Annotated in this window: 24 protein-coding genes; 11 read left to right on the forward strand and 13 right to left on the reverse strand. The window is 68.0% G+C overall.

What is annotated here, in order from left to right:
• Position 1 precedes the first annotated feature (1 nt).
• From cysS to QP609_RS14210, 3 genes are read left to right on the forward strand one after another with little or no spacing between them, the layout of a single operon-like run.
• Positions 2 to 1,378, forward strand: coding sequence for a cysteine--tRNA ligase (gene cysS / locus QP609_RS14200; protein WP_197621723.1), 1,377 nt, complete (start codon positions 2 to 4; stop codon positions 1,376 to 1,378).
• Positions 1,379 to 1,432: 54 nt separating this feature from the next.
• Positions 1,433 to 1,885, forward strand: coding sequence for a SufE family protein (locus QP609_RS14205; protein WP_032956126.1), 453 nt, complete (start codon positions 1,433 to 1,435; stop codon positions 1,883 to 1,885).
• Positions 1,882 to 3,129, forward strand: a complete 1,248-nt coding sequence (locus QP609_RS14210; RefSeq protein ID WP_032956128.1) for an MFS transporter — start codon at positions 1,882 to 1,884, stop codon at positions 3,127 to 3,129. The genes QP609_RS14205 and QP609_RS14210 overlap by 4 nt, the downstream gene beginning before the upstream one ends.
• A gap of 546 nt (positions 3,130 to 3,675) precedes the next feature.
• Here the strand turns inward: QP609_RS14210 and dksA are convergent.
• Positions 3,676 to 4,902 (reverse strand): RNA polymerase-binding protein DksA, encoded by a 1,227-nt coding sequence (dksA, locus tag QP609_RS14215; RefSeq protein ID WP_014647794.1) that lies wholly within the window; start codon positions 4,900 to 4,902, stop codon positions 3,676 to 3,678.
• 271 nt (positions 4,903 to 5,173) lie between these two features.
• Between dksA and yidD the strand changes: the two genes are divergently transcribed.
• Genes yidD through QP609_RS14230 form a run of 3 tightly spaced genes read left to right on the forward strand, consistent with a single transcriptional unit; the run spans position 5,174 to position 7,621 of the window.
• Positions 5,174 to 5,428 carry a membrane protein insertion efficiency factor YidD gene (gene yidD, locus QP609_RS14220; RefSeq protein WP_014037867.1) on the forward strand — a complete coding sequence of 85 codons (255 nt, stop codon included), beginning with the start codon at positions 5,174 to 5,176 and terminating at the stop codon, positions 5,426 to 5,428.
• A gap of 1 nt (position 5,429) precedes the next feature.
• Positions 5,430 to 6,776, forward strand: a complete 1,347-nt coding sequence (locus QP609_RS14225; protein ID WP_014647796.1) for a dihydroorotase — start codon at positions 5,430 to 5,432, stop codon at positions 6,774 to 6,776.
• Positions 6,776 to 7,621, forward strand: coding sequence for a M23 family metallopeptidase (locus QP609_RS14230; RefSeq protein ID WP_197621781.1), 846 nt, complete (start codon positions 6,776 to 6,778; stop codon positions 7,619 to 7,621). The genes QP609_RS14225 and QP609_RS14230 overlap by 1 nt, the downstream gene beginning before the upstream one ends.
• 89 nt (positions 7,622 to 7,710) lie before the next feature.
• Here QP609_RS14230 and QP609_RS14235 read toward each other — a convergent pair whose 3' ends face one another.
• From QP609_RS14235 to efp, 5 genes are all read right to left on the reverse strand, one after another.
• A complete protein-coding gene (locus QP609_RS14235) occupies positions 7,711 to 8,415 on the reverse strand; it encodes a squalene/phytoene synthase family protein (RefSeq protein ID WP_032956133.1) in 705 nt (234 codons plus the stop codon).
• 11 nt (positions 8,416 to 8,426) lie between these two features.
• Entirely contained in the window at positions 8,427 to 9,122 is a 696-nt protein-coding gene (locus QP609_RS14240; RefSeq protein ID WP_014647799.1) for a phosphoglycolate phosphatase, read from the reverse strand.
• On the reverse strand, positions 9,119 to 9,835 hold the full coding sequence (gene ubiG / locus QP609_RS14245) for a bifunctional 2-polyprenyl-6-hydroxyphenol methylase/3-demethylubiquinol 3-O-methyltransferase UbiG (RefSeq protein WP_197621782.1): 717 nt from the start codon (positions 9,833 to 9,835) through the stop codon (positions 9,119 to 9,121). The genes QP609_RS14240 and ubiG overlap by 4 nt, the downstream gene beginning before the upstream one ends.
• Positions 9,836 to 9,861: 26 nt before the next feature.
• On the reverse strand, positions 9,862 to 11,205 hold the full coding sequence (locus QP609_RS14250; protein WP_014647801.1) for a TRZ/ATZ family hydrolase: 1,344 nt from the start codon (positions 11,203 to 11,205) through the stop codon (positions 9,862 to 9,864).
• 206 nt (positions 11,206 to 11,411) lie between these two features.
• Entirely contained in the window at positions 11,412 to 11,978 is a 567-nt protein-coding gene (efp, locus tag QP609_RS14255; protein WP_005410381.1) for an elongation factor P, read from the reverse strand.
• Between the two features lie 96 nt (positions 11,979 to 12,074).
• Here efp and epmB point away from each other — a divergent pair, with 96 nt between their 5' ends.
• The gene (epmB, locus tag QP609_RS14260) at positions 12,075 to 13,115 is read left to right on the forward strand and encodes an EF-P beta-lysylation protein EpmB (RefSeq protein WP_289213799.1); all 1,041 of its coding nucleotides are present in this window, start codon (positions 12,075 to 12,077) and stop codon (positions 13,113 to 13,115) included.
• 66 nt (positions 13,116 to 13,181) lie between these two features.
• On the opposite strand, the gene QP609_RS14265 is transcribed toward epmB, so the two are convergent.
• The 3 genes from QP609_RS14265 to QP609_RS14275 form a co-directional block, all read right to left on the reverse strand.
• Positions 13,182 to 15,308, reverse strand: coding sequence for an EAL domain-containing protein (locus QP609_RS14265; RefSeq protein WP_014647803.1), 2,127 nt, complete (start codon positions 15,306 to 15,308; stop codon positions 13,182 to 13,184).
• Positions 15,305 to 16,180, reverse strand: coding sequence for a phosphate/phosphite/phosphonate ABC transporter substrate-binding protein (locus tag QP609_RS14270; RefSeq protein ID WP_227864238.1), 876 nt, complete (start codon positions 16,178 to 16,180; stop codon positions 15,305 to 15,307). Before QP609_RS14270 ends, QP609_RS14265 begins: the two co-directional genes overlap by 4 nt.
• A gap of 103 nt (positions 16,181 to 16,283) precedes the next feature.
• Positions 16,284 to 17,054: an RNA methyltransferase gene (locus QP609_RS14275; protein ID WP_032956141.1), complete on the reverse strand. Its 771-nt coding sequence runs from the start codon at positions 17,052 to 17,054 to the stop codon at positions 16,284 to 16,286.
• Positions 17,055 to 17,174: 120 nt separating this feature from the next.
• Between QP609_RS14275 and QP609_RS14280 the strand changes: the two genes are divergently transcribed.
• The gene (locus QP609_RS14280) at positions 17,175 to 18,002 is read left to right on the forward strand and encodes an inositol monophosphatase family protein (RefSeq protein ID WP_005417749.1); all 828 of its coding nucleotides are present in this window, start codon (positions 17,175 to 17,177) and stop codon (positions 18,000 to 18,002) included.
• A 667-nt stretch (positions 18,003 to 18,669) separates the two neighbouring features.
• Here QP609_RS14280 and htpX read toward each other — a convergent pair.
• Positions 18,670 to 19,536, reverse strand: a complete 867-nt coding sequence (htpX, locus tag QP609_RS14285) for a protease HtpX (protein WP_014647806.1) — start codon at positions 19,534 to 19,536, stop codon at positions 18,670 to 18,672.
• Positions 19,537 to 19,629: 93 nt separating this feature from the next.
• Between htpX and gluQRS the strand changes: the two genes are divergently transcribed.
• From gluQRS to phaR, 3 genes are all read left to right on the forward strand, one after another.
• Positions 19,630 to 20,550 (forward strand): tRNA glutamyl-Q(34) synthetase GluQRS, encoded by a 921-nt coding sequence (gene gluQRS / locus QP609_RS14290; protein ID WP_197621823.1) that lies wholly within the window; start codon positions 19,630 to 19,632, stop codon positions 20,548 to 20,550.
• Positions 20,551 to 20,567: 17 nt separating this feature from the next.
• Positions 20,568 to 21,308, forward strand: a complete 741-nt coding sequence (locus QP609_RS14295; RefSeq protein ID WP_014647808.1) for a beta-ketoacyl-ACP reductase — start codon at positions 20,568 to 20,570, stop codon at positions 21,306 to 21,308.
• A gap of 182 nt (positions 21,309 to 21,490) precedes the next feature.
• A complete protein-coding gene (gene phaR, locus QP609_RS14300; RefSeq protein WP_041864232.1) occupies positions 21,491 to 22,024 on the forward strand; it encodes a polyhydroxyalkanoate synthesis repressor PhaR in 534 nt (177 codons plus the stop codon).
• Positions 22,025 to 22,098: 74 nt separating this feature from the next.
• Here the strand turns inward: phaR and QP609_RS14305 are convergent, their stop codons facing one another.
• Genes QP609_RS14305 through mutL form a run of 3 tightly spaced genes read right to left on the reverse strand, consistent with a single transcriptional unit; the run spans position 22,099 to position 25,909 of the window.
• Positions 22,099 to 23,061, reverse strand: coding sequence for a TraB/GumN family protein (locus QP609_RS14305; RefSeq protein ID WP_197621791.1), 963 nt, complete (start codon positions 23,059 to 23,061; stop codon positions 22,099 to 22,101).
• A gap of 2 nt (positions 23,062 to 23,063) precedes the next feature.
• Positions 23,064 to 23,993 carry a DUF1684 domain-containing protein gene (locus tag QP609_RS14310; RefSeq protein WP_014647811.1) on the reverse strand — a complete coding sequence of 310 codons (930 nt, stop codon included), beginning with the start codon at positions 23,991 to 23,993 and terminating at the stop codon, positions 23,064 to 23,066.
• Positions 23,994 to 24,004: 11 nt separating this feature from the next.
• Positions 24,005 to 25,909: a DNA mismatch repair endonuclease MutL gene (gene mutL, locus QP609_RS14315; protein WP_197621792.1), complete on the reverse strand. Its 1,905-nt coding sequence runs from the start codon at positions 25,907 to 25,909 to the stop codon at positions 24,005 to 24,007.
• Between the last annotated feature and the right edge of the window lie 136 nt (positions 25,910 to 26,045).

Raw genomic sequence — 26,045 nt, forward strand, 5'->3', positions numbered from 1 at the left:
CATGACCCTGCGCCTGCACAACAACCTGACTCGCCAGCTCGAACCGTTCACCCCGCTCGATCCGGCCTGTCCGACCCTGTATGTGTGCGGCCCGACGGTCTACAACTACGTGCACATCGGCAACGCCCGTGGCCCGGTGGTGTTCGGGGTGCTGGCCGACCTGCTGCGGCGCCGTTTCGGTAGCCTGCGCTACGCGCGCAACATCACGGACGTGGACGACAAGATCAACACCGCCGCGCGCGAGCAGGGCGTACCGATCAGCACCATCACCGACAGGTTCGCCGCCGCCTACCGTGAGGACATGGCCGCGCTGGGCGTGGTGCCGCCGGACATCGAGCCGGAGGTGACCGCGCACATTCCGCAGATCATCACCATGATCGAGCAGCTGATCGCCAACGGGCATGCCTACGCTGCCGAAGGCCACGTGCTGTTCGCGGTGGCCAGCTTCGATGGCTACGGCAAGCTCTCTCGCCGCGATCCGGACGAAATGCTGGCCGGCGCCCGTGTCGACGTGGCCCCGTACAAGCGTGATCCGGGTGATTTCGTGCTGTGGAAGCCGTCCAGCGACGACCTGCCCGGCTGGGCGTCGCCCTGGGGCCGTGGCCGCCCGGGCTGGCACATCGAGTGCTCGGCAATGGCCGCCGCCCACCTGGGCGAGACCATCGACATCCATGCCGGCGGCGTCGACCTGCAGTTCCCGCACCACGAGAACGAGCTTGCGCAGAGCGAGTGCGCCCACGGCGGCAAGATCTTCGCCCGCTTCTGGCTGCACAACGGCATGCTCAACTTCGGCGGCGCCAAGATGAGCAAGTCGCTGGGCAACATCGAGCGCGTGCACGACCTGGTGCGCCAGCACCCGCCGGAAGCACTGCGCCTGGCCCTGCTGTCGGCCCACTACCGGCAACCGCTGGACTGGTCCGATGGCCTGATCGAACAGTCGGTGCGCACCCTGGACCGCCTGTACGGCACCTTGCGCGAACTGGCGTCAGTCGAGGCGGTCGTTGCGATCCCGGCCACGGTCGAAGCGACTCTGGATGACGATCTGAACACCCCGCAGGCACTGGCCGAAGTGGCCCGCATCGCCGCCGATGCGCGTCGTGCCACCGATCCGGCCGAGCAGGCGCGCCTGAAGGGTGAACTGCTCGGCGCCGGACTGGCACTGGGCCTGCTGCAGGCCGATCCAGCGCAGTGGTTCGGCACTGCGGCCAGCGACGGCGGCGACGATGCCCGCATCCAGGGCCTGATCGACGAGCGCGCTGCGGCCAAGAAGGCGCGCGACTTCGCCCGTTCCGATGCCATCCGCGACCAGCTGGCCGCCGAAGGCATCGTGCTGGAAGACACCCCGCAGGGCGTGCGCTGGTCGCGCAAGCGCGGCTGACCCGCCCTGCCCCGTGGCCGGTACGCCGGCCACGCCCCCACCGTAGAGACTGTTGTGATCGACTCCCCGTTCCCGCTTGAACCCACCGCCGCCGAGGCACAGGCCGCCATCGCCGAGGAATTCGGCTTCTTCGGCGACTGGTCCGAGCGTTACCAGTACCTGATCGACCTCGGCCGCAAGCTGCCGGCCTTCCCGGAAGAATGGAAGACCGAAGAGCATCGCCTGCTCGGCTGCCAGTCGATGGTCTGGATCGTGCCCGAAGGCAACGCGCAGTCGCTGCGCTTCCATGCCATCAGTGATTCGGCGATTGTCTCAGGCCTGATCTTCCTGGCCCTGCGTGTGTACTCCGGGCGCTCGGCGCAGGAGATCCTGGCTACCGAGCCGAGCTACATCCAGGACATCGGCCTGGCCCGCCACCTCTCGCCGACCCGCAGCAACGGCGTGGCGGCGATGCTGGCCTTCATCCGCGAGACCGCGCAGGCCCAGCTGCAGCGCGACCCGTCGTGAGCGAGCCTGCCACAGCCGAAGACAGCGCGCTGGGCCTGCTGTCCCGGCCCGGTTTCGCCAGGCTGCTGGCGTACCGCATCTTCGCGATGCTGTCCTACCAGGTGGTCGCGGTCACCGTCGGCTGGCACATCTACGAAGTCACCCGCAATCCGTTCTCGCTGGGCCTGATCGGCCTGGCCGAGGTGCTGCCGTTCTTCTGCGTGGCGCCGTTCGCCGGTTACCTGGTGGATCACCTGCCGCGCCGCCGCCTGGGCATGGTCGCCTGTTGCGGACTGATCGCCACCGCACTGGTATTGACCAGCGTGGCCATGGGCTGGCTGCCGATCGACGGCGTGTGGCCGATCTACGCAGCCATTGCGCTGACCGGCATGGTCCGCGCCTTCCTGTCGCCGATCTACAACGCCCTGTTCGCCCGCGTACTGGCCCGTGACCAGTTCGCGCGTGGCGCCGGCCTGGGCGCGGTGGTATTCCAGGCCGGCATGATCGCCGGCCCGGCACTGGGCGGCGTGCTGGTCGGCTTCGGTGGCAAGGGCCTGTCCTACGCGGTGGCCACCGCCTTCGCGCTGGTGGCGATGGCCTGTCTGGCCACGCTGAAGGTGGAGGAGCCGGTGCACACCGGCCCTGCCGCGCCGATCTTCAAGAGCATCGCCGAAGGCGCGCGTTTCGTGGTCGGCAACCGGATCATGGTCGGCGCGATGGCGCTGGACATGTTCTCGGTGCTGCTGGGCGGCGTGGTGGCGATGCTGCCGGCGTTCCTGCACGAAATCCTGCACCACGGCCCGGAAGGCCTGGGCATCCTGCGCGCGATGCCGGCGCTGGGCTCGGTGTGCGTGGGCCTGTGGCTGGCCCGCCACCCGCTGCACCGCAATGCCGGCCGCGTGCTGCTGTTCGCGGTGGCCGGCTTCGGCCTGTGCGTGATCAGCTTCGGGCTGTCGCAGCACTTCTGGCTGTCGGCGCTGATCCTGCTGTTCTACGGCGCCTTCGATGGCGTCTCGGTGGTGATCCGCTCGACCATCCTGCAGCTGGCCACGCCGGAAGAAATGCGCGGTCGCGTATCGTCGATCAACGGCATCTTCATCAGTTCGTCCAACGAGCTGGGTGCGTTCTATGCCGGCACGATGGCGAAGCTGCTCGGCCTGGTACCGGCCGTGGTGCTGGGCGGGTTCGCGGTGCTGAGCGTGGCCGGGATCACCGCGTGGAAGAACCCGACGCTGCGGAAGTTGAATCTTCGCGACCTGCAGTGAGCCTGTAGAGCCGAGCCCATGCTCGGCTGCGTATTTCCGTGCGCCCACGCGCCGGGCCATGCCCGGCGGGCTCTTTCCGCGACCGCGGTGGGGTGTCACGTTTCTTTTCGCGCGAAAAGAAAAGTAACCAAAGAAACACGCCGCCATCCGCGAGCCGGCGCTGCGCGCCGGTGCCCTGTGCTCCTCGGTGAATCAGGGGACGACGCGGAGAGCCAGCCGACCAGCAGTCGGCTCTACAGGATAGAGCCGCCTCTTCGCCCCTGATTCCCCTGCGGTGCTCGGCTCGCTACAAGGCGGACTCAACAGCCGCGAGCGCACGCATGACCGCTCCTGATAGAGCCAAGCCATGCTTGGCTGCCTTTGCTTTTGCTTTTGCTCTTCCTTGCCCTCCGGCTTCGGCCTGAGCCGAGCGTGGGCTCGGCTCTACATCGGACCCACCCGCAGGCTCCACCCGATACCCGGAAGGCGCTCTACACAGCCAACTCGAACCCAACAAAAAACCCGGCCGAAGCCGGGTTTTCTGCATGACCAGACAACGATCAGGAATCAGTCGCCCTGCTGCTTCTGCAGATGCTCCCAACGCTCCTGGGCATCGATGGTGCGCTCGGCGGTCAGGCGCGCCTCCAGGCGCTCCAGGCCGATTTCTTCGCCGGTGTCGACGCAGTAACCGTAGTCGCCCGCTTCCAGGCGCTTCAGGGTGCTGTCGATCTTGCCGATCAGCTTGCGGTAGCGGTCGCGGGTACGCAGTTCCAGCGAGTTCTCGGTCTCGCGGGTCGCGCGCTCGGCTTCGTCGCCGATGTCACGCACTTCCTCGCGCAGGTTCTCGATGGTCTGCTTGGACTCTTCCACCAGGTCCGCGCGCCAGTTCTGCAGGCGCTGGCGGAAATACTCCTGTTGCAGCGGGCTCATGTATTCCTCTTCCGAGGACGGCTTGTAGCCAGCCGGCAGGATCGGGCGGCCGGTGGCCTCGTCGGTCTTGTATTCGACCACCTTGTACTTGCTGCGCGGGGCCGGTGCTGCCGAGCGGGCGGCGACGGCCACGGCAACCTTGCCGACAGGGCGCGACACGGTCTTCGGGGCGGAATCGGATTTCACGGCGGTTTTGGCAGGCGATTTCGAAACGGGCACGGGATTCTTGGATTGCGGGGCCTTCGAAGCGGCAGGAGCGGCGGCCGGGGCCGGCTTGGGGGCCGGTTGGGCTGCTGCCACTGCCACGGTCTTGGCCGGGACAGGCTTGGCCGGAGCCGGCTTGGCAGCAGGCTTCGGTGCGGACTTCACTACTGGGGCCGGGGCCGGCTTTACGGCCGGTGCGGCAACATTCTTGGCAACCTTCTTTGCAGCGGCAGGCGTGGCGACCGGCTTGGCCGCAGCGACCTTCTTTGCCGCCGGCTTGGCGACCGGCTTGGCTGCAGCCTTCTTCACCACCGCCTTCGGCGCCGGCTTGGCTGCTGCCTTCTTGACCACCGGCTTGGCGACGGTCTTCTTCACCGGCGCAGCCTTGCTGACGGCCTTTTTCACCGGCGCCTTCTTGCTGGCAGCGGCTGGCTTGGCCTTGGCGGGCGCAGCGGCTTTCTTCGCCACCGGCTTGGTTGCCTTGACCGGCGTTTTCTTTGCGGTGGCCTTCCTGGCCGCCGGTTGCGAGGACGCTGCCTTGGTCGCCGGCTTGCTCGCCGGCTTCTTGGCAACGGGCTTTGCCGCCAACTTCTTCACAACAGGCTTGGCGGTTTTCTTGGCGGCCGTTGCGGCCTTCTTTGCAGTTTTTTTAGCAGCCACGAAACGCTCTTCCTTGGATTCCCCGGGGCCCGGGAAAGCGGGCCTTTATAGCCTACCCGACCCGCAGCAGCAACCTCGGCACCCTGCTCCATTCAGTCCTGGAGCCAAGGCGCCCAATGGGCAGTCCGACGAACACGGACCGCCTTGCGCGGTACGGAACCTGGCCAGCACCCGACGGTGCTGGTACCGGTCGCAGGCCATCGGCGACATGCGACCAACGGCCCATCCTGCACAAATGCGGCCTTCATGCCAACTGGCATAAGATGACTGGGTGATCTCGCGCCTGCTCATCGCCCTGCTGCGCTTCTACAAGCGCTTCATCAGCCCCTTGCTGGGGCCCCGCTGCCGTTTCGTGCCGAGCTGTTCTGAATACGCGATGGACGCGATCTCGCGGCACGGCCCGCTGCGCGGCAGCTGGCTGGCTGCGCGCAGGCTGGGCCGCTGCCACCCGTTCCATCCCGGCGGCTTCGACCCCGTGCCCGAGTCCCCCAACGCCCCCTCTTGCCGTTGCACAGGAAAACACTGACATGTCCTCCACCCTCATCACCAATGCCCGCATGGTCAACGAAGGCCGCACCTTCGACGGCGACCTGCGCATCGAGAACGGCCGCATCGCGCAGATCGGCAACGGGCTGGCGCCGCGCGACGGCGAGCAGGTGGTGGACGCGGCCGGGCGCTGGCTGCTCCCGGGCATGATCGATGACCAGGTGCACTTCCGCGAACCGGGCCTGACCCACAAGGGCGACATCGCCAGCGAATCGGCGGCGGCCGTGGCCGGTGGCCTGACCAGCTTCATGGACATGCCCAACACCAACCCGCCGACGCTGGATTCGACCATCCTGGAAGCCAAGTACGAGCTCGCGCGCGGCCGCGCCTGGGCCAACTACGGCTTCTACCACGGCGCCAGCAATGACAACCTGGACGCCATCCGTGCGCTGGACCCGAAGAAGGCGCCGGGCGTGAAGGTGTTCATGGGTGCTTCGACCGGCAACATGCTGGTCGACAACCCCGAAACGCTGGACGCGATCTTCCGCGAATGCCCGACCCCGATCATCACGCACTGCGAAGACACGCCGATGATCGATGCCAACCTGAAGGCCTTCCAGGAAAAGTACGGCGATGCGCTGACCCCGGACATGCACCCGGACATCCGTTCGCGCGAAGCCTGCATCAAGTCGACCCGCCTGGCGATGTCGCTGGCGCGCAAACACGGCACCCGCCTGCACGTGCTGCACATCTCCACCGCCGATGAACTGGCGCTGTTCGAGAAGGGCCCGCTGATCCGCGCCGATGGCAGCCGCAAGCAGATCACCGCTGAAACCTGCGTGCACTTCCTGCACTTCGCGCGCCCGGACTATGCGACCAAGGGCAACCTGATCAAGTGCAACCCAGCCATCAAGGAAGTGTCCGACCGCGAGGCGATCACCGCTGCGCTGGCCGACGACGTGCTGGACGTGCTGGCTACCGACCACGCGCCGCACACCTGGGAAGAGAAGCAGAAGCCCTACGCGCAGGCCCCCTCCGGCCTGCCACTGGTGCAGTACGCGCTGGTGGCCGCGCTGGAGCGCGTGCACGAAGGCAAGCTGACCCGCGAGCAGGTGGTGCAGAAGTTCGCCCACGCCCCGGCGCAGCTGTTCGACGTTGAAGAACGTGGTTTCCTGCGCGAAGGCTACTTCGCCGATCTGGTCCTGGTCGAAGACGTGCCGTTCACGGTCAAGCGCGAGGACGTGCTGTCCAAGTGCGGCTGGTCGCCGTTTGAGGGCACCACCTTCCGTTCGCGCGTCGCCTCCACCTGGGTCAACGGCCAGCTGGTGTGGGACGGCAGCAACCTGGTGGGCGAACCCGCCGGCCAGCGCATGACCTACGACCGCTGATGCGCTCGGCACTTCTGATCGGGTCGCTGCTGGCCGCGCCCCTGTTTTCCGTACCCGCGGCGCAGGCGCAGGATGGCATTGGCAGCCTGATCGACAGCCGCGTGGTGTTCCCGGCCAGTGCGTCGCAGGGCGCACTGGTGATCGGCAAGGTTCCCGCCGGCAGCCGCGTGCAGTACGCCGGTCGCCAGCTGCGGGTGAGCGGCTACGGCAGCGTGGTGTTCGGCATCGGCCGTGACGAGAAGGGCCCGCTGCGCGTGCAGGTGCAGCGCCCCGATGGTGGCAGCGAGACCGCGACCATTGCGGTGACGCCGCGCGACTGGCCCACAGAGCGGGTCAATGGCGTGCCGCCGAAGACGGTCAACCCGCCGCCGGCGATTGCCGAGCGGATCAAGCGCGAACAGGCGCAGGTGACCGCCGCACGCGCCCGCGATGACGACCGCACCGACTTCACCCAGACCTTCATCTGGCCGGTGCAGGGCCGCATCAGCGGCCGCTTCGGCAATGCCCGCGTGTACAACGGCCAGCCCGGTGCCGGTCATTCCGGCATGGACATCGCGGTGCCGACCGGCACGCCGGTGAAAGCACCGGCCGCCGGCATCGTCACCTTCGCCGGCCCGGGCCTGTACCTGACCGGCGGCACGTTGCTGCTCGACCACGGCTTCGGGGTCAGCTCCAACTTCCTGCACCTCTCGCGCATCGACGTAAAGGTCGGCGACCGGGTTGAACAGGGCCAGGTGATCGCTGCGGTCGGCGCCACCGGCCGTGCCACCGGCCCGCACCTGCACTGGGGCATGAACTGGTTCGAGACCCGTATCGACCCGCTGCTGGTGCTGGAGCGCAAGTAACGGTAGTGCCGGCCGCTGGCCGGCAACCTCATCCTCTTCCGCGCCCTGCTGGATGCCGGCCAGCGGCCGGCACTACCAGGTACGTTGGATCAACCGCGCGCGGCCCACCACACGCGCAGCAGGGTGCGCACCGGGGTGGCCTCGATCGGCTTGCCTGCGGCCTGTGCCGCCACCCGCGCACGCGCCAGGCTGGACCACACACGGCGCGGGCGCGGGCCGGGCACGCGGGTGCCCCACCCCTTCAACAGATGCTGCGCCCAGCGCTGTGCGGCATTGCTGGCGTCCTCGTCCAGCAGGCTGCGCGGCACACCCGCCACGCCAGCGTCCTGCAGGCGCTGCGCCAGGGTCTGCAGCTGCACCGCACGACCGGCGCCGGTGCGCGGCTTGTCAGCGAACAAGGCCGCCTCCACCGCGGCTACGGCCTCGGCGTAGTTCGCCAGCGCGCGCTCGGCGCCGGCCGCATCCAGCGCGACCGTGCGCGCTTCAACCAGATCCGGAAGTGCTTCGGCCAACTGGGCCCACGGTGCACGCACCGGCTCCAGCAGCCTGCCCAGCGGATGGCGCGAGCGATGTCCCGCCCAGCTGCGCAGCTCCTCGCCCCACCACGCCAGCTTGGCGTCGGCCGGCAGCGGATCGCCGCTGGTGTTGAGCATGTCGTCGAACTCCTGCAGCAGCGCGAACCACGCCACTGCAAGCTCGCGTTGCGATTCGGCCACGAACGGGGCGGCCACCGACCATTCCGGCCAACGGCTGCGCCACTTGTCGAGGAAACTGTCCAGCGCGGTACTGCTCACTACACCATTCCTTACGGCTGGGCCGGGGCTGCCGGCCGGGTCGGCCAGAGACTGGCCAGTTGAAGAAGTTCAGCGTTCTCGACCAGCACGTCGGCCTGCCAGGCCAGCGGATCGTCGCTGTGCAGGCGGTAGCCCCACAGGGCTGCCACCGACGGCATGGCCGCGGCCCGCGCGGCGATGATGTCGCGCTCGTCGTCACCCACGTACACGCAGTCTTCGGCGGCAACGCCAATGGCCTGCGCAGCGTGCAGCAGCGGCAGCGGGTGAGGTTTGCGCTCGGCCAGGCTGTCACCGCCGACCAGCACTGCACAGCGCTGCTGCCAGCCGTGCTGCGGCAGGATCAGCCGCGCCAGGTACTCGGGCTTGTTGGTGACGATGCCCCACACGGTGCCGGCGTCATCCAGCGCGGCAAGCATGCCGGCCACGCCATCGAACAGCACCGCGTGCTGGCCGATCAGCGCTTCGTAGCGCTGCAGGAATTCCGGAATCAGTGCATCTCGCGCAGCGGCATCCAGGTCCGGGAAAGCGGCCCCGACCATCGCGCGCGAGCCCTTGGAGACCACCGGGCGCAGCACCGCCGGATCGATCGGCGCACGACCACGCTCGGCCAGCATCGCGTTGCAGGTGGCGACGAAGTCCGGCGCGCTGTCCAGCAGGGTGCCGTCCAGGTCGAACAGCACCGCACGCGGGAAGCGGGCGGCGGTCATTCCGGCTTGACCGCGTAGGCCAGATAGTTGATGTCGGTGCGGCTGCTCAGGCGGGCATGGTTGCGCCACGGCTCGTAGGCCATGCCGCTGACATCCACCAGCTGCAGGTCGGCCTCGCGCAGCCAGCGCGCCAGCTCGGCCGGCTTGATGAATTCCTGGTAGTGGTGCGTGCCCTTGGGCAGCAGGCGCGCCACGTACTCGGCGCCGACGATCGCCACCGCGAACGCGGCGGCGGTGCGGTTGATGGTCGACAGGAACAGGTGGCCGCCCGGCTTCAGCAGGCGCTTGCAGGCCTCGATGATCGCGCCCGGGTCCGGCACGTGCTCCAGCATTTCCATGCAGGTGACCACATCGAAGCTGGCTGGCTGCTCGGCGGCCAGATCCTCGGCCGCCTGCACCCGGTAATCGACCTGGGCGCCGCTTTCCAGCGCATGCAGGCGCGCGACCTTGACCAGTTCCGGGGCCAGGTCGATGGCGGTGACGTCAGCACCGGCCTGGGCCAGCGCTTCGCTCAACAGGCCGCCACCGCAGCCGATGTCGAGCACGCGGGCGCCGCGCAGCGGCACGCGGTCAGCCACGTACTGCAGGCGCACCGGATTCAGCGCATGCAGCGGCTTCTGCGGGCCGTCAGCGTCCCACCAGCGGTTGGCCAGCGCGGCGAACTTGTCCAGCTCGGCCTGATCGAAATTTGAGGAAGCGTGGGGGGCAGTCATGGGGGATGTCCTTGCGGCGCCAGGGTTCAGGCGCGGATATGGCGGATGCGCTCGCGCCACTGGCGCGCGTTGGCGATGATGCCCGGCAGGTCCATGCCGACCAGCTCGCGCTGCACCAGCTTCGGCTTGCCGGCGATCCAGACATCGCTGACCTGCTGGCGGCCGGTGGCGTACACCAGCTGCGACAGCACGTTGTGCAGCGGCTGTGTTTCCAGCGCGGACAGATCAACGCAGACCAGGTCGGCCTGCTTGCCGACTTCGATCGAGCCGATGCGGTCGCCGAAGCCCAGCGCGCGTGCGCCACCCAGCGTGGACGCGCGCAGCGTGGTTGCCGCGTCCAGTGCAGTGGCGTCGTCGGCCACGGCCTTGGCCAGGATCGCCGCGGTGCGGTTCTCGCTGAACATGTCCAGGTCGTTGTTGCTGGCGCAGCCATCGGTACCGATCGCCAGGTTCACGCCTGCGCGCTGCAGGGCGCAGGCCGGGCAGAAACCGGAGGCCAGCTTCAGGTTGGATTCCGGGCAATGCACCACGCTGACGCCACGTTCGGCGCACAGGTGGATTTCCGCATCGGTCAGCTGGGTCATGTGCACCGCGATCAGGCGGTCGTTGACCAGGCCGAGCCGATCCAGCCGCGCCAGCGGGCGCTGGCCGTGCAGCCTGATCGAATCGTTGATTTCCTGCGCGGTCTCGTGGGTATGCAGGTGCACCTGCATGTCGAGCTGGTCGGACAGCATCCGCACCCGCTCGAAGTTGGCATCGTTGACCGTGTAAGGCGCATGCGGCGCGAACGCGGTGCCGATCAGCGGATCGGTGCGCCACTGGTCGTGCAGTTCACCGGCCTTGGCGAAGTACTCATCATCGGTCTTGGCCCAGGCGGTGGGGAAATCGATGATGACCGCGCCCACCAGCGCGCGGAAACCGTGTTTCTTGTAGACCGCGGCCTGCACGTCGCCGAAGAAGTAGTTCTCGTTGGCGCAGGTGGTGCCGCCGCGCAGCATCTCGGCGATGGCCAGGGTGGTGCCGTCGGCAACGAACTCGGGGCCGATCACCGCCGCTTCCACCGGCCAGATGTGCTGCTGCAGCCAGGTCATCAGCGGCAGGTCGTCGGCAACGCCGCGCAGCAGGGTCATCGGGTTGTGCGTGTGCGCGTTGACCAGGCCCGGCATCAGCGCAGCCTCGGGTCGGCTCACCACCTGGGTGGCGCGGAAGCGTGCGCGCGCCTCGGCACGCGGCAGGATGGCCACGATCTCGCTGCCACGCACGGCAACGGCATGGTCTTCCAGCACCACCGCATGCGGCTCGATCGGAACGACGTAACCGGCTTCGATGAGCAGGTCGCAGGCTTCGGGGAGGTGCGGGCTATCGCTCATGCGGGCTCACTGGCTGTGGGGGCGGCGAGATACTTCTGGGGACACGCCCCTGAGTCAGGGGCTGCCGCGAAGCGGCGGGGTCTGGAGACCCGTGAAGCGGGGCCCATGATCTGCCGAAGCAGATCATGGGAGCGCCAGCGCGAATGTGCTGGCGCGTACCCGGCCAGCGGCCGGCACTACCGCAAGGTCGGCCTATGGCCGGAACCTTACTTGACGCGTGCGGAGTATTCGCCCGAACGGGTGTCGACGCGGATCACTTCGTCCTGGTTGACGAACAGCGGCACGCGGACCACGGCGCCGGTTTCCAGGGTGGCCGGCTTGCCGCCGCCGCCCGAGGTGTCGCCACGGACGCCCGGATCGGTTTCGGTGATCTTCAGTTCGACGAAGTTCGGCGGCTGCACGAAGATCGGCTCACCGTTCCACAGGGTGACCACGCAGGACTCTTCGCCCTTCAGCCACTTTTCGGCGCCGCCCATGCCGGCCTTGGTGGCCTGGACCTGCTCGAAGGATTCCGGGTCCATGAAGTGCCAGTACTCACCGTCGCTGTACATGAAGTTCATGTCGGTATCGACGACGTCGGCTGCATCCAGCGAGTCGGTCGACTTCATGGTCACTTCCTGGGTACGGCCGTCCTTGATCAGGCGGTACTTCACGCGGGTGAAGGCCTGGCCCTTGCCCGGCTTGACGTATTCGGTGTCGATGATGACGGCCGGTTGGTTGTTGACCAGGATCTTCATCCCGTTCTTGACGTCGTTCATGCCGTAGCTGGCCATGCGTAAACTCCTGAGTGGCAAAAACGCCGCGGGTGCGGCGAGCCGTTAGAATGGAAAGCCCACCGGGTGCCGGTGGGCGACTGTTTTTCTGCCCCCATGATAACCGCAGGCCCCCTCTCCATGCAGCTTTCCGCCTTCCCCCGGCCCCAGTCGCCAGGCGCGCCCGCGCGTTGGCAGCAGCTCTGGCGCCAGGCGCTGCGCGACCCGCACGTCCTGCTGGCCCGCCTGCAGCTGGACCCGGCCGCGCTGGGTGTCTCGGAGGCGGCCATTGCCCAGTTCGCGCTGCGCGTGCCGGAGGGCTTCGTGGCGCGCATGCGCGTGGGCGACGCGGCCGACCCGCTGCTGCGCCAGGTGCTGCCCGTCGACGAGGAAATGCGCCCGGCACCCGGGTTCAGTTTCGATGCGGTGGGTGATGGTGCCGCCAGGAAGGCCACCGGCGTCATCCAGAAGTACCGTGGACGCGCCCTGCTGGTCGCCACCGGCAGCTGCGCGATCAACTGCCGCTACTGCTTCCGCCGCCACTTCGACTATGCCGCGGAAAACGCCGCCAAGGGCGGCTGGCAGGAGGCCGTAGCGGCCATCGCGGCCGACCCGGACATCGACGAGGTCATCCTGTCCGGCGGCGACCCGCTGTCACTGGCCACGCACAAGCTGGCCGAGCTGACCGATGCGCTGCGCGCGATCCCGCACATCCGCCGCCTGCGCATCCACACCCGGCTGCCGATCGTGCTGCCGGAGCGCGTGGACGAGGAGCTGCTGGCCTGGCTGGGCAGCCTGCCGTGGCCGCTGGCGATCGTGGTCCACGCCAACCATGCCAATGAGTTCGACGCCAGCGTGGACGCGGCGATGGCCCGCCTGCGCGGCCTGGGTGCCCAGCTGCTGAACCAAGCCGTCCTGCTGCGCGGGGTCAACGACAGCGTGCGGGCCCTGCAGGACCTGAGCGAGCGCAGCTTCGCCGCCGGCGTGCTGCCCTATTACCTGCACCAGCTGGACCGGGTCGAGGGCGTGGCCCACTTCGAAGTGGACGACAGCCAGGCCAAGGCGCTGATTGCCAGCCTGACCGCACGCCTGTCCGGCTACCTGATCCCCAAGCTGGTGCGCGAACTGCCCGGCGACCCGAGCAAGCGCCCGGTGTAATTCCGCAGGGGGTCAGATCCCTTTTCCTGCGGAAAAGGGATCTGACCCCGACACAACAACCGTCGGTCAGAGACCCGATTCGATCATCCGCACCACTTCGGTGGCGGTCACCGGGTGGCTCAGCCAGTAGCCCTGGCCAAGATCGCAGCCGCGCTGCACCAGCAGTTCGAACTGCGCCTGCTGCTCGATGCCCTCGGCCACCACCGTGATGCCCAGTGCGTGGGCCATGGCGATGATGGCCGTGGTCAGTGCCAGATCGTCGGGATCGCGCTGCATGTCGGCCACGAAACTCTTGTCGATCTTCACGCCGTCCACCGGCACCTGGCGCAGGTGGCTGAGACCGGAGAAGCCCGTTCCGAAATCATCCAGCCAGACCTTCACGCCGGTGCGGTGCAGCTTGTCCAGCAGCTGCGCGGCAACCATCTCGTCGCCGATCACTGCGGTTTCGGTCAGCTCCAGGTGCAGGCGCGAGGCCGGTAGCCCGGACTCATGCAGGCACTGTGCAACCAGCGCCGGCAGCTCGCCGCCGCGCAGCTGCCGCGGTGATACGTTCACCGACACGAACAGATCGTCGCCGCCCGCCCCCCGTGGCCACTGCGAGGCTTCCATGCAGGCCGCACGCAGCACCTTCGGGCCGATGATCTCGATCAGTCCACTCTGCTCGGCCACTTCGATGAACACCGACGGCGGAATCGTGCCCAGGGTCGGATGCTGCCAGCGCAGCAGCACTTCGACGCCGACCATGCGCCGGTCGCGCATGCGGAAGATCGGCTGGTAGGCCAGGCGCAGCTCGCCGCGCTCCCAGGCCCCGCGCAGCTCCTGCTCCATGTGCACGCGGCGCTCGACCGCATGGTCCATCGCCCGGCTGTAATGGCGGTAGCAGTTCTTGCCGGCCATCTTCGCCTGGTACATGGCGATGTCGCCGTTCTTCAGCAGCGTGGTCGCATCGGCGGCATCGTCCGGGAACAGGGTCACGCCGATCGAGGTCCCCAGGAACAGCTCCCTGCCCTGTACCACCAGCGGCTTGCCCAGTTCGCGCACCAGCACCTCGGCCAGCAGCCGGGCGTTCGCGGCCACGTCGCCATCGCCGACCAGGATCACGAACTCGTCGCCGCCGAAGCGGGCCAGCAGCGCCTCATCGCCTCCCGCTTCGGCGACCGCGCGCCCGATGCGCTGTGCGAACTGCAACAGCGCTTCGTCACCGGCCTCATGGCCAAGGGTATCGTTGACGCGCTTGAAGTCGTCGATATCGGCGAACAGCAGGCCCAGCCGATGATTGGATGCGCGCGCCGCCATCAGGCGATGGTCCAGTGCTTCCCGGAACGCCAGCCGGTTGGTCAACCCGGTCAGCGCATCGGTATAGGCCATGCGCCGCACCTCGCGGTCATGGCGGGCGATGGAATCGCGCATCCGGGCAAAGCCGCGCACCAGCTCGCCGACCTCGTCATTGCGGGTGTTCTCGGCCAGCGGCGCCTGGTAGTCGCCAGCCTCGATGCGGCGTGCCGCAGCGGCCAGGTCCCGGATCGGCGCCACCAGGGTGCGCTGCACGTACAGGATCACCGCCACGCCGATCACCACCAGCAGGCCCAGCATCAGCAGCAGCCAGCCCAGGTGGCGGCTGCCGACCTGCTGCAGGCGCTCGCCGAGCGTGGCATTGGCTGCCTGTTCGCGCTGCTGCACCTCGTCCAGCGCCATGCCGACGCGGACGCCGCCGATGCGCTGGTTGCCGACCATGATCGGCATGGTGTTGTCGAGCACCTTGGGCGATTCCTGCACCACCAGCGCCTGCGCCACCGCGGCCTTGGGAGCGAGCGGGTCGGCCATCGGCTGGCCGAAGCCGGACACCTCGATCGAGCCGTCATGCACCAGCCGGCCACGGTCGTCGAACACCAGCACATAGCGCACGACCGGCTGCCGTGCGGTGCTGCGCACCAGCGCACCGACCTGGTCCAGGTCGCGGTAGTACAACGGGTTGGCCAGCGCGTCGGACAGCTCGCGCGCCATCGCTTCGCCGCGGCTGCGCACGCTGCGGTCGAACAGTTCATGGATGACGCCACCACTGAGGTTGCGCACCTCGCCCTGCATCGCCGCCTGCCGCCCCAGCAACACTGCCAGGATCGCCACCACCACGACCATCGCCCCGCCCATCGCGAGCAGGAACCGGGCCTGCATTCCCGAGCCGAGCCACTTCATTCCACTTCCATCCGCACGCGCGTCAATCCTTGTTTCAATTCATCCAGCCGCTGCTGCGCATGCGCATCGACGCGGTGGAAACCGGAAGTACCGAAAAACCGATGCAACGCCCCCTGCGCCTGCGGGTCACTGGCCGCCTGCAGCAGGACGTCCTGCAGCCGGTCACGCACCCGCGGGTCGAGGTCGGCGCGCACCATCTCCACCGCCCGCGGGTAGGGCCTGGTGCGCAGCAGCTCGCGGAAGTCGCGCCGGAATGCCGCCGGCATCCGTCGCTCGTCGTTCCAGTCCACGCTGCTCACCGCCCCCACGTCAACCACGCCCTTGTGCACGAACGTAGCGATGTTCAACTCGCTGCGCGCGAACACATACCCCACACTGTCCCGGCCCGGCATGTCCCACACGCCGGCCAGGATCTGCGGCGCGAGCCCCTCCTGCAGCAGCGTCATCACCGGCACCAGGTAGGCACTGGTGGACGCCGTGTTCTGCAACGCCAGGCGATGCCCACGCATATCCTGGATGCGCTGGACCGGACTGTCGCGGCGCACGAAGAACACGGTCTGGTACTCACGCACGCCATTGCGCTCGGTCAGCAACAACGGCCGCGCGCCACTGCGCTGGCCGAGTGCCACCGCCGTACCCGACGTTTCCGTGACCCAGTCGACCCGCCCCCGCCGCAGATAGCTGGCCATCTGCTGCGGGTCGCGCGCCATCAGGATCCGCCCCTCCTTGATGCCGACGTCATGCATGCGTGCCACCACATAGTCCAGCAACGGCTGCAGCTGCTCGTAATGGGCCTTGGGATCATCGCTGATCCGGCCCAGCACCAGCACCGGGTCCGGTGCTGCATGCACCGTCCCGGCCAGCAGGATCATGACCAGGCTCAGCAGTCCCCTCTGCACTGCCCTTCGCAGACCCGACACAGGCTTCATCCCCCCTGGGTATCCGGACAGACTACCCGAAAAAATGAGAACGTCGTCAGCTGTCCTTGTTGCCCGCTTGTGCCAGTCGCGCCATGCGCTGGGTGTCGGCCAGGATGCCGCGCAACAGGCGCACTTCCTGCTCGCTCGGCTCGCTGCGCAGGAACAGGCGGCGCAGCTTGCGCATCGCTGATTCCGGTGCGCGGCCCTTGTGGAAATCGATCTCGTCCAAGGTGTCGCCGAGCTGGGCGAAGAAGCTCTCCATCTGCTCATGGCTGGCGGCCTGTTCGCGGAAACCCGGCTCGGCGTCGGCGGCCGGCTGCGCGCCCAGCAGCTGCATGCGCGTTTCATAGGCCAGCACCTGCACCGCGGCTGCCAGGTTGAGCGAGCTGAACGCCGGGTCGGATGGAATATGCACCGCCGCATGGCAGAGCTGCAGTTCCTCGTTGGTCAGCCCGGTGCGCTCGCGACCGAACACCAGCGCCACCTCGGCGCCCTCGCCCGCCTTGGCCACCGCACGGGCGGCGGCATCGGCCGGCAGGTACTCCTCCAGCTGGACGCGGCGGGCACGGGCGGTGCAGCCCAGCACCAGTCGGCAATCGGCCACGGCCTCGGCCAGGGTGGCCACCACCGGGGCGTCCCCCAGCACGTCTTCGGCACCGGCCGAGCGGCGGAAAGCCTCCTCGTCCAGCGGTTTTTCGGGGGCGACCAGCACCAGGCGGGCCAGGCCCATGGTCTTCAGGGCACGGGCGGCAGCGCCCATGTTGCCGGGGTGCTGGGTACCGACCAGGACGAATCGGAGGCGGGTGGCGGCGGGAAACTGGGACATGAACAGGGAAAAGGTCGAGCTGGACGATGACCAATGGTAAACTGTGCGGCCGGCCACTGCGCCGGACCCGCTCTTTTCCCCCGCCAGTCCATCTCTTCTGCCTTTCCGGGAGCCCACGCCATGCAGAAACCCGCCGTCACCGTCATGGTCAAGGCCGCCCGCCTCGCCGGCAACGTCCTGTTGCGCAACATCAACAAGCTCGAGGCACTGAACGTGGTGCAGAAGGGCCGGATGGACTACGCCAGCGAAGTGGATGCGGACGCGGAAAAGGTCATCGTCAAGGAACTCAAGCGCGCTTACCCGGACTACGGCATCTTCGGCGAAGAAGGTGGCGTGCAGGGCGAGCGCCGCCAGATGTGGGTCATCGACCCGCTGGACGGCACCAGCAATTACCTGCGCGGCGTGCCGCACTACTGCGTGTCGATCGCTCTGGTCGAGAATGGCGAACCGACCGATGCGGTCATCTTCGACCCGCTGCGCAATGAACTGTTCACCGCAAGCCGTGGCGCTGGCGCCGTGCTGAACGACCGCCGCATCCGCGTGGCCGATCGCAAGGACCTGGAAGGCACGATGATCCACACCGGCTTCGCGCCGCGCGAGCGCAGCCGTGCCAGCGCCCAGCTGAAGGCGGTTGACGCCCTGCTGGTGCACGGCGAGGACATCCGCCGCACCGGCTCGGCCGCACTGGACCTGGCCTACGTGGCCTGCGGCCGCGCCGACGCCTACTTCGAAGCCGGCGTGAAGGCGTGGGACATCGCCGCCGGCCTGCTGCTGGTCCGCGAGGCGGGTGGCAAGGTCTGCGACTTCAAGGGCGCGACCCTGGGCCGCATGGACAACCGTGGCCCGGAGACCCACCAGATCGTGGCCGGCAACCTGAAGGTGGCCGAGTCGCTGCAGAAGGTGCTGGTCAACACCGGCTATGCGGCGGAGTTCGACGCGAAGTTCTGAGGTTTCGCGTAATGCGGTTCATGGAGACGGCACCTGCGAGGGTGCCGTTTTCGTTTGTGCGCACGGAGAGTCGTTTCCGCGACCGCGGAGGGGTGTCACTTTCTTTGCGCGCAAAGAAAGTAACCAAAGAAACGCTCCGCCGGCCGCGAGCCGTCGCTACGCGACGGTTCCCTGCGCTTCTCGGCCCGTCGAGGGACGGTGCGGGAACTCGCTGCGCTCAGACACCGGCGCCTCTTCGCCCCTGATTCCCCTGCGATGCTCGGCTCGCTCAAGGCGGACTGGAAGGTCAAGATCAAGAACAACAGCATCCACGCGTCGCGAAGATGTACTGGGTGCAGCTGTGGCATTTGACCTTGGGTCCGCCTTGAGCGAGCAGAGCACCGCAGGTCCGGCGAGGGCGAAGAGGTGCGGGTGTCTGAGCGCAGCGAGTTCCCGCACCGTCCCTCGACGGGCCGAGGAGCGCAGGGTACCGGCGTGCGCAGCACGTCGGCTCGCGCCCCGGCGGCGTGTTTCTTTGGTTACTTTCTTTGCACGAGCAAAGAAAGTGACACCTCCCCGCAGGCGCGGAAACGATCCGCCGGGCACGATCCGGCATCAGCAATGCATCGCGCAAACAAAAACGCCCGGCGCGGGGCCAGGCGTTCCTGCACTACCGTGGAGCGGTGGCTTACGCCGCCGTCGACGCCCGCAGCGCGGCGATGCGCTCTTCCAGCGGCGGATGGCTCATGAACAGCTTCTTGGCCGTCGAACCGGAAATGCCGAAGGCGGCAATCTGGGTCGGCAGCGTGCTCTGGCCGTGGTTGAGCTGCAGGCGCTCCAGCGCGGCGATCATCTTCTGGCGGCCCGCCAGCGAGGCACCACCCGCATCGGCACGGAACTCGCGATGGCGCGAGAACCACATCGAGATCATCGTGGCGAACAGGCCGAACACCATCTCCAGCACGAACACGATGATGTAGTAGGCGAAGCCGCGGCCGCCGCCTTCGCGGTTGCCCGACAGCGCGCTGTCGATGATGCCGCCGACCACGCGGGCCAGCACGATCACGAAGGTGTTCAACACGCCCTGCAGCAGTGCCATGGTGATCATGTCACCGTTGGCGACGTGGGCGATCTCGTGGCCCAGCACCGCTTCGGCCTCGTCTTCACTCATGTTGTGCAGCAGGCCGGTGGACACCGCCACCAGCGCGTTGTTGCGGTTGGCACCGGTGGCGAAGGCATTGATCTCCGGGCCGTCATAGACCGCCACCTCGGGCATGCCGATGCCGGCCGCCTTGGCCTGCCGCTCGACGGTGGCCAGCAGCCAGCGCTCAGTCTGGTTGCGCGGCTCGGTGATCACCACCGCACCGGTGGAGCGCTTGGCCATCCACTTGGACAGCAGCAGCGAGATGAAGGAGCCACCGAAGCCGAAGATCGCGGCCATGACCAGCAGGCCACTCATCTGGCTCGGATTGACCCCCAGCAACGACATCACGATGCTGGCGAGGATCAGGACCGCGAAGTTGGTCGCCAGGAACAGGGCAATGCGGGTAAACATGGGAAAATCCGGCTCGGAAGGGGTCGATACCAGTCAATTTGCGGTGTGGTCAGCTTGAATTCAAGCGCCAACCTGACCGACGATTCAGCCAGCATGACCTCCCCCATTTCCTGCGGCCGCTTCGCGCCCTCGCCGACCGGCCTGCTCCACCCCGGATCCCTGCTTGCCGCCTTCGGCAGCTGGCTGCTCGCCCGCCATCACGGCTGCCTGTGGCGGCTGCGCATTGAAGACGTCGATCCGCCGCGCACGGTGCCTGGCGCCGCGGAGGCACAACTGCAGGCGCTGGCCGCCTTCGGCCTCACCCATGACGGCCCGGTCCTGTGGCAGAGCGCGCGCGGGGAGGCCTACCAGGCCGCGCTCGATGTGCTGCTGGCCAGCGATCTGGCCTTTGTCTGCCACTGCAGCCGCAGCGAACTGGCCGCCAGCGGCGGCATCCACCACCGCTGCGTTGCGCGACAGCCACGACCGGACCCTGCCGTCCGCTTCCGCGTGCCACGCGGCAGCGTCGTGCACTTCGATGATGGCCTGCGCGGCCCGCAGCGACAGGACGTGCATGCCGAGGTTGGCGACTTCGTGCTGCGCCGTGCAGATGGCTGCTGGGCCTACCAGTTGGCCGTGGTGGTCGATGACGCCGAACAGGACGTGACCGAAGTGGTGCGCGGCGCCGACCTGCTCGATTCCACCGCGCGGCAGATCCTGCTGCAGCAGGCGCTGGGCCTGGCCGTGCCACGCTACTGGCACCTGCCGCTGCTGCTCGATGCACCGGGGCACAAACTGTCCAAGTCGCTGGCGTCGCTGCCGGTGGACAGCACGCGGCCGGTGCCGGTATTGCGCGCGCTCTGGCAGCTGCTGGGCCAGGCGCCTGCCGCACTGGACGGCGCCGATGACCGGGATGCGCTGCTGGAGGCTGCGCAACGGGCGTTCGACCCGGCGCGGCTGCCGCGGACCGACATCCTGTTGCCGGCCGGCGCACTTTCCGCGCCGATGTTGCAGAATCCCCCTTCCCCCACCTGATACCCGGACAGCACTCCATGACATCTCGCGTCGCACTGGTCACCGGCGGAACCGGCGGCATCGGTACCGCCATCTGCCAACGCCTGGCCGACCAGGGCCACCGGGTCGCCACCAACTACCGCGACGAGGCCAAGGCCCGCGCCTGGCAGCAGGCGATGACCGAGCGCGGCTACCACGTGGCGATCTTCCCGGGCGATGTCTCCGATCCGGACAGCGCCGAAGCACTCGTGCGCGCCGTCGAGGCCGAGCTGGGCCCGGTCGAGATCCTGGTCAACAACGCCGGCATCACCCGTGACACCACCTTCCACCGCATGCGCGCGGACCAGTGGCACGATGTGATCAACACCAATCTCAACTCGGTGTTCAACGTCACCCGGCCGGTCATCGAGGGCATGCGCCGCCGCGGCTGGGGCCGGGTCATCCAGATCAGCTCGATCAACGGCCTGAAGGGCCAGTACGGCCAGGCCAACTACGCTGCGGCCAAGGCCGGCATGCACGGCTTCACCATCTCGCTGGCCCGCGAGAACGCCGGCTTCGGCATCACTGTCAACACCATTTCGCCCGGCTACGTCGCCACCGACATGGTGATGGCGGTTCCGGAGGACGTGCGCGCCAAGATCATCGCCGACATCCCGACCGGACGCCTCGGCAAGCCGGAAGAAATCGCCTATGGCGTGTCCTTCCTGGTGGCCGAGGAAGCCTCGTGGATCACCGGCAGCAACCTGGACATCAACGGCGGACACCACATGGGCTGGTGAGCCGCGCAGGGGGCGCCGCGGCATGCACCGGCGGCCCCTGCCGATGGTCATGCTGCGCAGCACGCAAACCCTTGTTGCGCAACATGATCGCCCCTGAAAGCCAAGCCTGGCGGGGGCTGGGGCGGTTGCAACCGCTGCTGCACTGCGCCATGCTGCGCGTCTACTGTGACGAGTACCGCTTCATGGCTGCGACCCGCATCATCAAGAAGTATCCGAACCGCCGTCTCTACGACACCGAGATCTCCAGCTACATCACCATCGAGGACGTGCGCCAGCTGATCCTGGATGGTGAAGACTTCGAAGTCCGCGACGCCAAGAGCGGCGACGACCTCACTCGATCGGTCCTGCTGCAGATCATCGCCGACCAGGAACAGGACGGCGAACCGATGCTGTCCACCCAGCTGCTGAGCCAGCTGATCCGCTTCTACGGCGATTCCCTGCAGGGCTTCATGGGCAACTATCTGGAGCGCAGCATGCAGGTCTTCCTCGACCAGCAGCAGCAGTTCCGCCAGCAGATGGGCAACCTGCTGGGCCAGACCCCGTGGGCGATGATGAACCAGCTGACCGAGCGCAACCTGGAGTTGTGGCAGGAATTCCAGCGCAGCATGGGCAGCGGTTTCGGTGGCCCGCGCCCCGGCGGTACCGGAACGGGAACCGGCACCGGCAACAAGCCCGGCGAACCGGGCACCGGCACCGGCGGCAAGACCCGCCGCTGAACGGCAGCTACGGCTGATACGAAAACGGCGCGCCCCTGGCGCGCCGTTCTGTTTGGCATCGCGCCAACGATGCGTCAGCGTTTCGCCTTGCACCCCGTGCACACGCGCTCGACCTTGTAGCCCTTGGCCTTCAGCTTCTCGACCACGCCATCACTGCCCAGCAGGTGCAGCGTGCCGACCACCACCAGCGTACCGCCCTGCCCGGCCTGCAGGTACGGCTGCAGCTTCGGCACCCAGGCATCGTTGCGCCCGGTGTTGATGCGCTGGTACAGCTGCGGATACTGCTGGCGCATCTCCGCCGCCATCTTGGTCCACAGCAGGCGCTCGTCGCCGCGACGCCATGCATCATGCAGCAGCCGCGCCTGCTCATCGGCCTTGCCGGCCTGGTCCAGCGCTTCGGCCAGCATCTGCCGCTGCTCCTGCACCGTCATCCCGTCAAGCATGCCGATCTGGGTATCGATGTCCTCCAGGCCCGCCGTCTTGCGGCCGGTCTTCTGCGCACGCTCCATGAAGTGGCGGTCCAGGCCCAGCGCCGGGTCCAGGCCCAGTTTCTGCATCTGCCCGACCGAAATGCTCAGGCCGACAAACCAGGCCTTCATGCCCTGCATCTGCGCCAGCGGCAGCTGGTTCTGGGCAGCAAAGGCCTGCAGCTTCTGCCAGGTCGGCGCATCCAGATCACGCTTCAGCTCGCTGCCATCGGTGCGGGTCGCGGCCTGCACCATGCGGCTGGCCAGCTGCGGCGACTGCATGTCTTCCGGCGACAGCTCGAACACCACCCGCTGCGAGGCCTCGAACGCCTGCTCGACATCGGGCGACAGCGGGTAGTCCTGCGGCTTCAGCAGGTGGAACGACCCCAGCAGGTAGACGCGTGCATCGCCCGGGCCGGTGACTTTCCACAACAGCGGTACGGGCGGCTTGGCCGCCGCGGCGGTCGCGGCCGCAGCCGTGGTGCCCGGCGCATCGCGGCCAGTGGCCAAGGGTGCCATCGCGAACGCCGCCATCAGCAGCGCGGCACGGAACAGGTGTTTGATCGGCATGGTCAGCCTTCTCCTTCAGGCAGGTGGTACGCCTTCTCGCCCGCTTCCACGCGCAGGTCCAGCCGGTTTTCCGGTGGCGCCAGCGGACAGGTGGCGTAGGCGGTGAACGCGCACGGCGGGTTGTAGGCATGGTTGAAATCGATGCGCACGGTGCCGTCTGCGGCGGGCGCATCGGTATCCAGGTAGCGACCGGCCGGATAGCTGCCGCGGCCGCTGGTGCGGTCGGCGAAGATCAGGAACAGCGGCTGCCCGGGCGCACCGATCGCTTCCAGCCGCCAGCTGCGGCCATCGCGTTCGAACTCGACCGCGCCGGCATTGGGCATCTCGGTGGTCAGGCCGGTGATGTCGACGATCGGCAGGGTCTTGCCCGGCGGGTGCGCGATGAAGCGCGCCTGCACCTGCCAGTCCACGCCGCCCGGCCAGTACTGCAGGCCGGCGAAGTCACGCCGCGCAGGCGCATCGGCATGCTTGACCCGCAACGCGTCCCGCGGCCCCCGGCGGATGATGCTGAGCTGGCCCTTGCCGCCATCGAAGGCCAGCAGCGTCGGTTGCGCGTCCTTGTCTGTGTCAACGCGGATGCGGCCGCGCACCGGCAGGCCATCATGACTGACATCGACACCGGCTTCAGGCGTGAACCACCACTGCGTCCCTTCGCGACGCAGCAGGCCCAGCTTGTCCGGGCCAACCGTCAGGCGGATGCCGTTGGTAGCGCCGCTGCCAACGAAATGCGATTTGTTCTGCAGCCAGTGCAGGCCCACCAGCGCCGTCCAGCCATCGGGCCGGGTCAGGTCCTGGTAGCGCGCTACACGCCATTGCTGCTGCGCGGCCGCGTAGGCCGGATCTTCAGCGGCCGTCGGCACCGGCGGTGTTGCCGGGCTGCAGGCGGCCAACACCACGGCGGCCAGCAGGCCCGCCATTCCCCGATAACGCATCGATGCTCCCCTCAACGTCCGCGCAGGAACCAGCGGTCGATCTCCGCCAGCGAAAAACGGGCCCAGGTCGGTCGGCCGTGGTTGCACTGGCCGGACCGTTCGGTGATTTCCATGTCGCGCAGCAGCGCGTTCATTTCCGGCAGGGTCAAGCGCCGGTTGGCACGCACCGCGCCGTGGCAGGCCATGGTCGACAGCAGTTCGTCGCGTGCACTGGCCACGCGGCGGCTCTGGCCATGCTCGCGCAGGTCGGTCAGCACGTCGCGCAGCAGCCCTTCCGGTTCGGCATGCGCCAACAATGCCGGAATACTGCGCACGTGCAGCGAACCGGGGCCGGCACGGGTCACCTCGAAGCCGAGCGCCGCCAGGGTTTCAGCTTCGCTCTCGGCGGTGTCGGCCTCGCGCTCGCCCACTGCCAGCGTGATCGGCACCAGCAACGGCTGCGACTGCAGGCCGATGCCATCGTGCGCGTTCTTCAGGCGCTCGTAGCCGATGCGTTCGTGGGCCGCATGCATGTCGACCACGATCAGGCCTTCGGCGTTCTCGGCCAGGATGTAGATGCCATGCAGCTGCGCGATCGCATAGCCCAGCGGCGGCACGCCTGCGTCGGCACTGGTGACCGGCAGTCCGTTCTCGGTCGGCATCGGCGGCAGCGCAGCACCGCGCTCGGCGCCGGCCGGTGCGGCATACAGCGCGGCATAGGCAGCCGGTGCATCGGCCACCTGCAGGCCCAGCGGCTGCTGCGGGCGCCATCCGGAGAATCCGCCACCACCACCTCCCGAGCCGGCACCCGGCGCGGGCCCACGCACCAGCCCGAATCCCGACGCGCCTGCGCTCGATGCCATCGGCATGGCCGTGGCATCCACCGGCTGCGCAGCACCGGCACCGATCTCCTGCGCCGACATGCCGGCGCGGGTATCGGCCAGCGCATCCTTCAGCGTGCGGTAGACGAAATCATGGACCAGCCGCGAATCACGGAAGCGCACTTCGTGCTTGGCAGGGTGCACGTTGACGTCGACGCGGGTCGGATCCAGTTCCAGGAACAGCACATAGGCCGGCTGGCGGCCGTGGTACAGCACATCGCCGTAGGCCATCTTCACTGCGTGGGCGACGCTGCGGTCACGCACCGAGCGACCGTTGACGTACAGGTACTGCTGGTCGGCGCTCGCGCGCGAATAATGCGGCTGCGCGATCCAGCCATGCAGGCGCAGTCCGGCACCGCTGTGGTCCACGCGCACGGCCTGGTTGGCGAAATCCTCGCCCAGCGTTTCGGCAAGGCGTGTATCGGAATACAGATCGCCCGGCTTGTAACGACGCGAGGCCTTGCCGTTGTGCGACACGCGCAGCTCGACATCCGGCCGTGCCAGCGCCAGCGAACGCAGCCACTCTTCGATATGGCCCAGTTCGGTGCGCTCGGCGCGCAGGAACTTGCGCCGCGCCGGCACGTTGTAGAACAGCTCGCGCACTTCCACCGTGGTGCCCGGCGCGTGCGCGCGCGGGGTCACCTCGCCGATCTTGCCGCCTTCGATCTGCAACGCCGAACCGTGCTCGTCATGCGCGCGGCGCGAGGCCAGGGTGAAGCGGCTGACCGAGGCGATCGAAGGCAGCGCTTCACCGCGGAACCCCAGCGTTGCCACCGATTCCAGATCGTCCAGGTCGGCGATCTTGCTGGTGGCGTGGCGCGATACCGCCAGCGGCAGCTGCTCCGGTGCGATGCCGCTGCCATTGTCACGGATGCGGATCAGGCGCACACCGCCCTCTTCCAGATCGATGTCGACACGGTTGGCGCCGGCATCGATCGCGTTCTCGACCAGTTCCTTGACCACCGACGCGGGCCGTTCGACCACTTCGCCAGCGGCGATCTGGTTGATGAGGATCTCCGGCAACGGCCGGATCGGGCGCGGACCGGGCGCGCTCATGGGAGGTGATGGGCAGCAGACTTCATGGGTCGATGATAGCGGAGCTGCCGAGGATAGAGTCGAGCCATGCTCGACTGCGGGCTACCGACAAGGCCCAGTCGAGCGCGGCTCGACTCTACGGAAAGCAGCAACCCGC

The organism is Stenotrophomonas sp. 8(2023) (assembly GCF_030345295.1).
Taxonomy (GTDB): domain Bacteria; phylum Pseudomonadota; class Gammaproteobacteria; order Xanthomonadales; family Xanthomonadaceae; genus Stenotrophomonas; species Stenotrophomonas muris.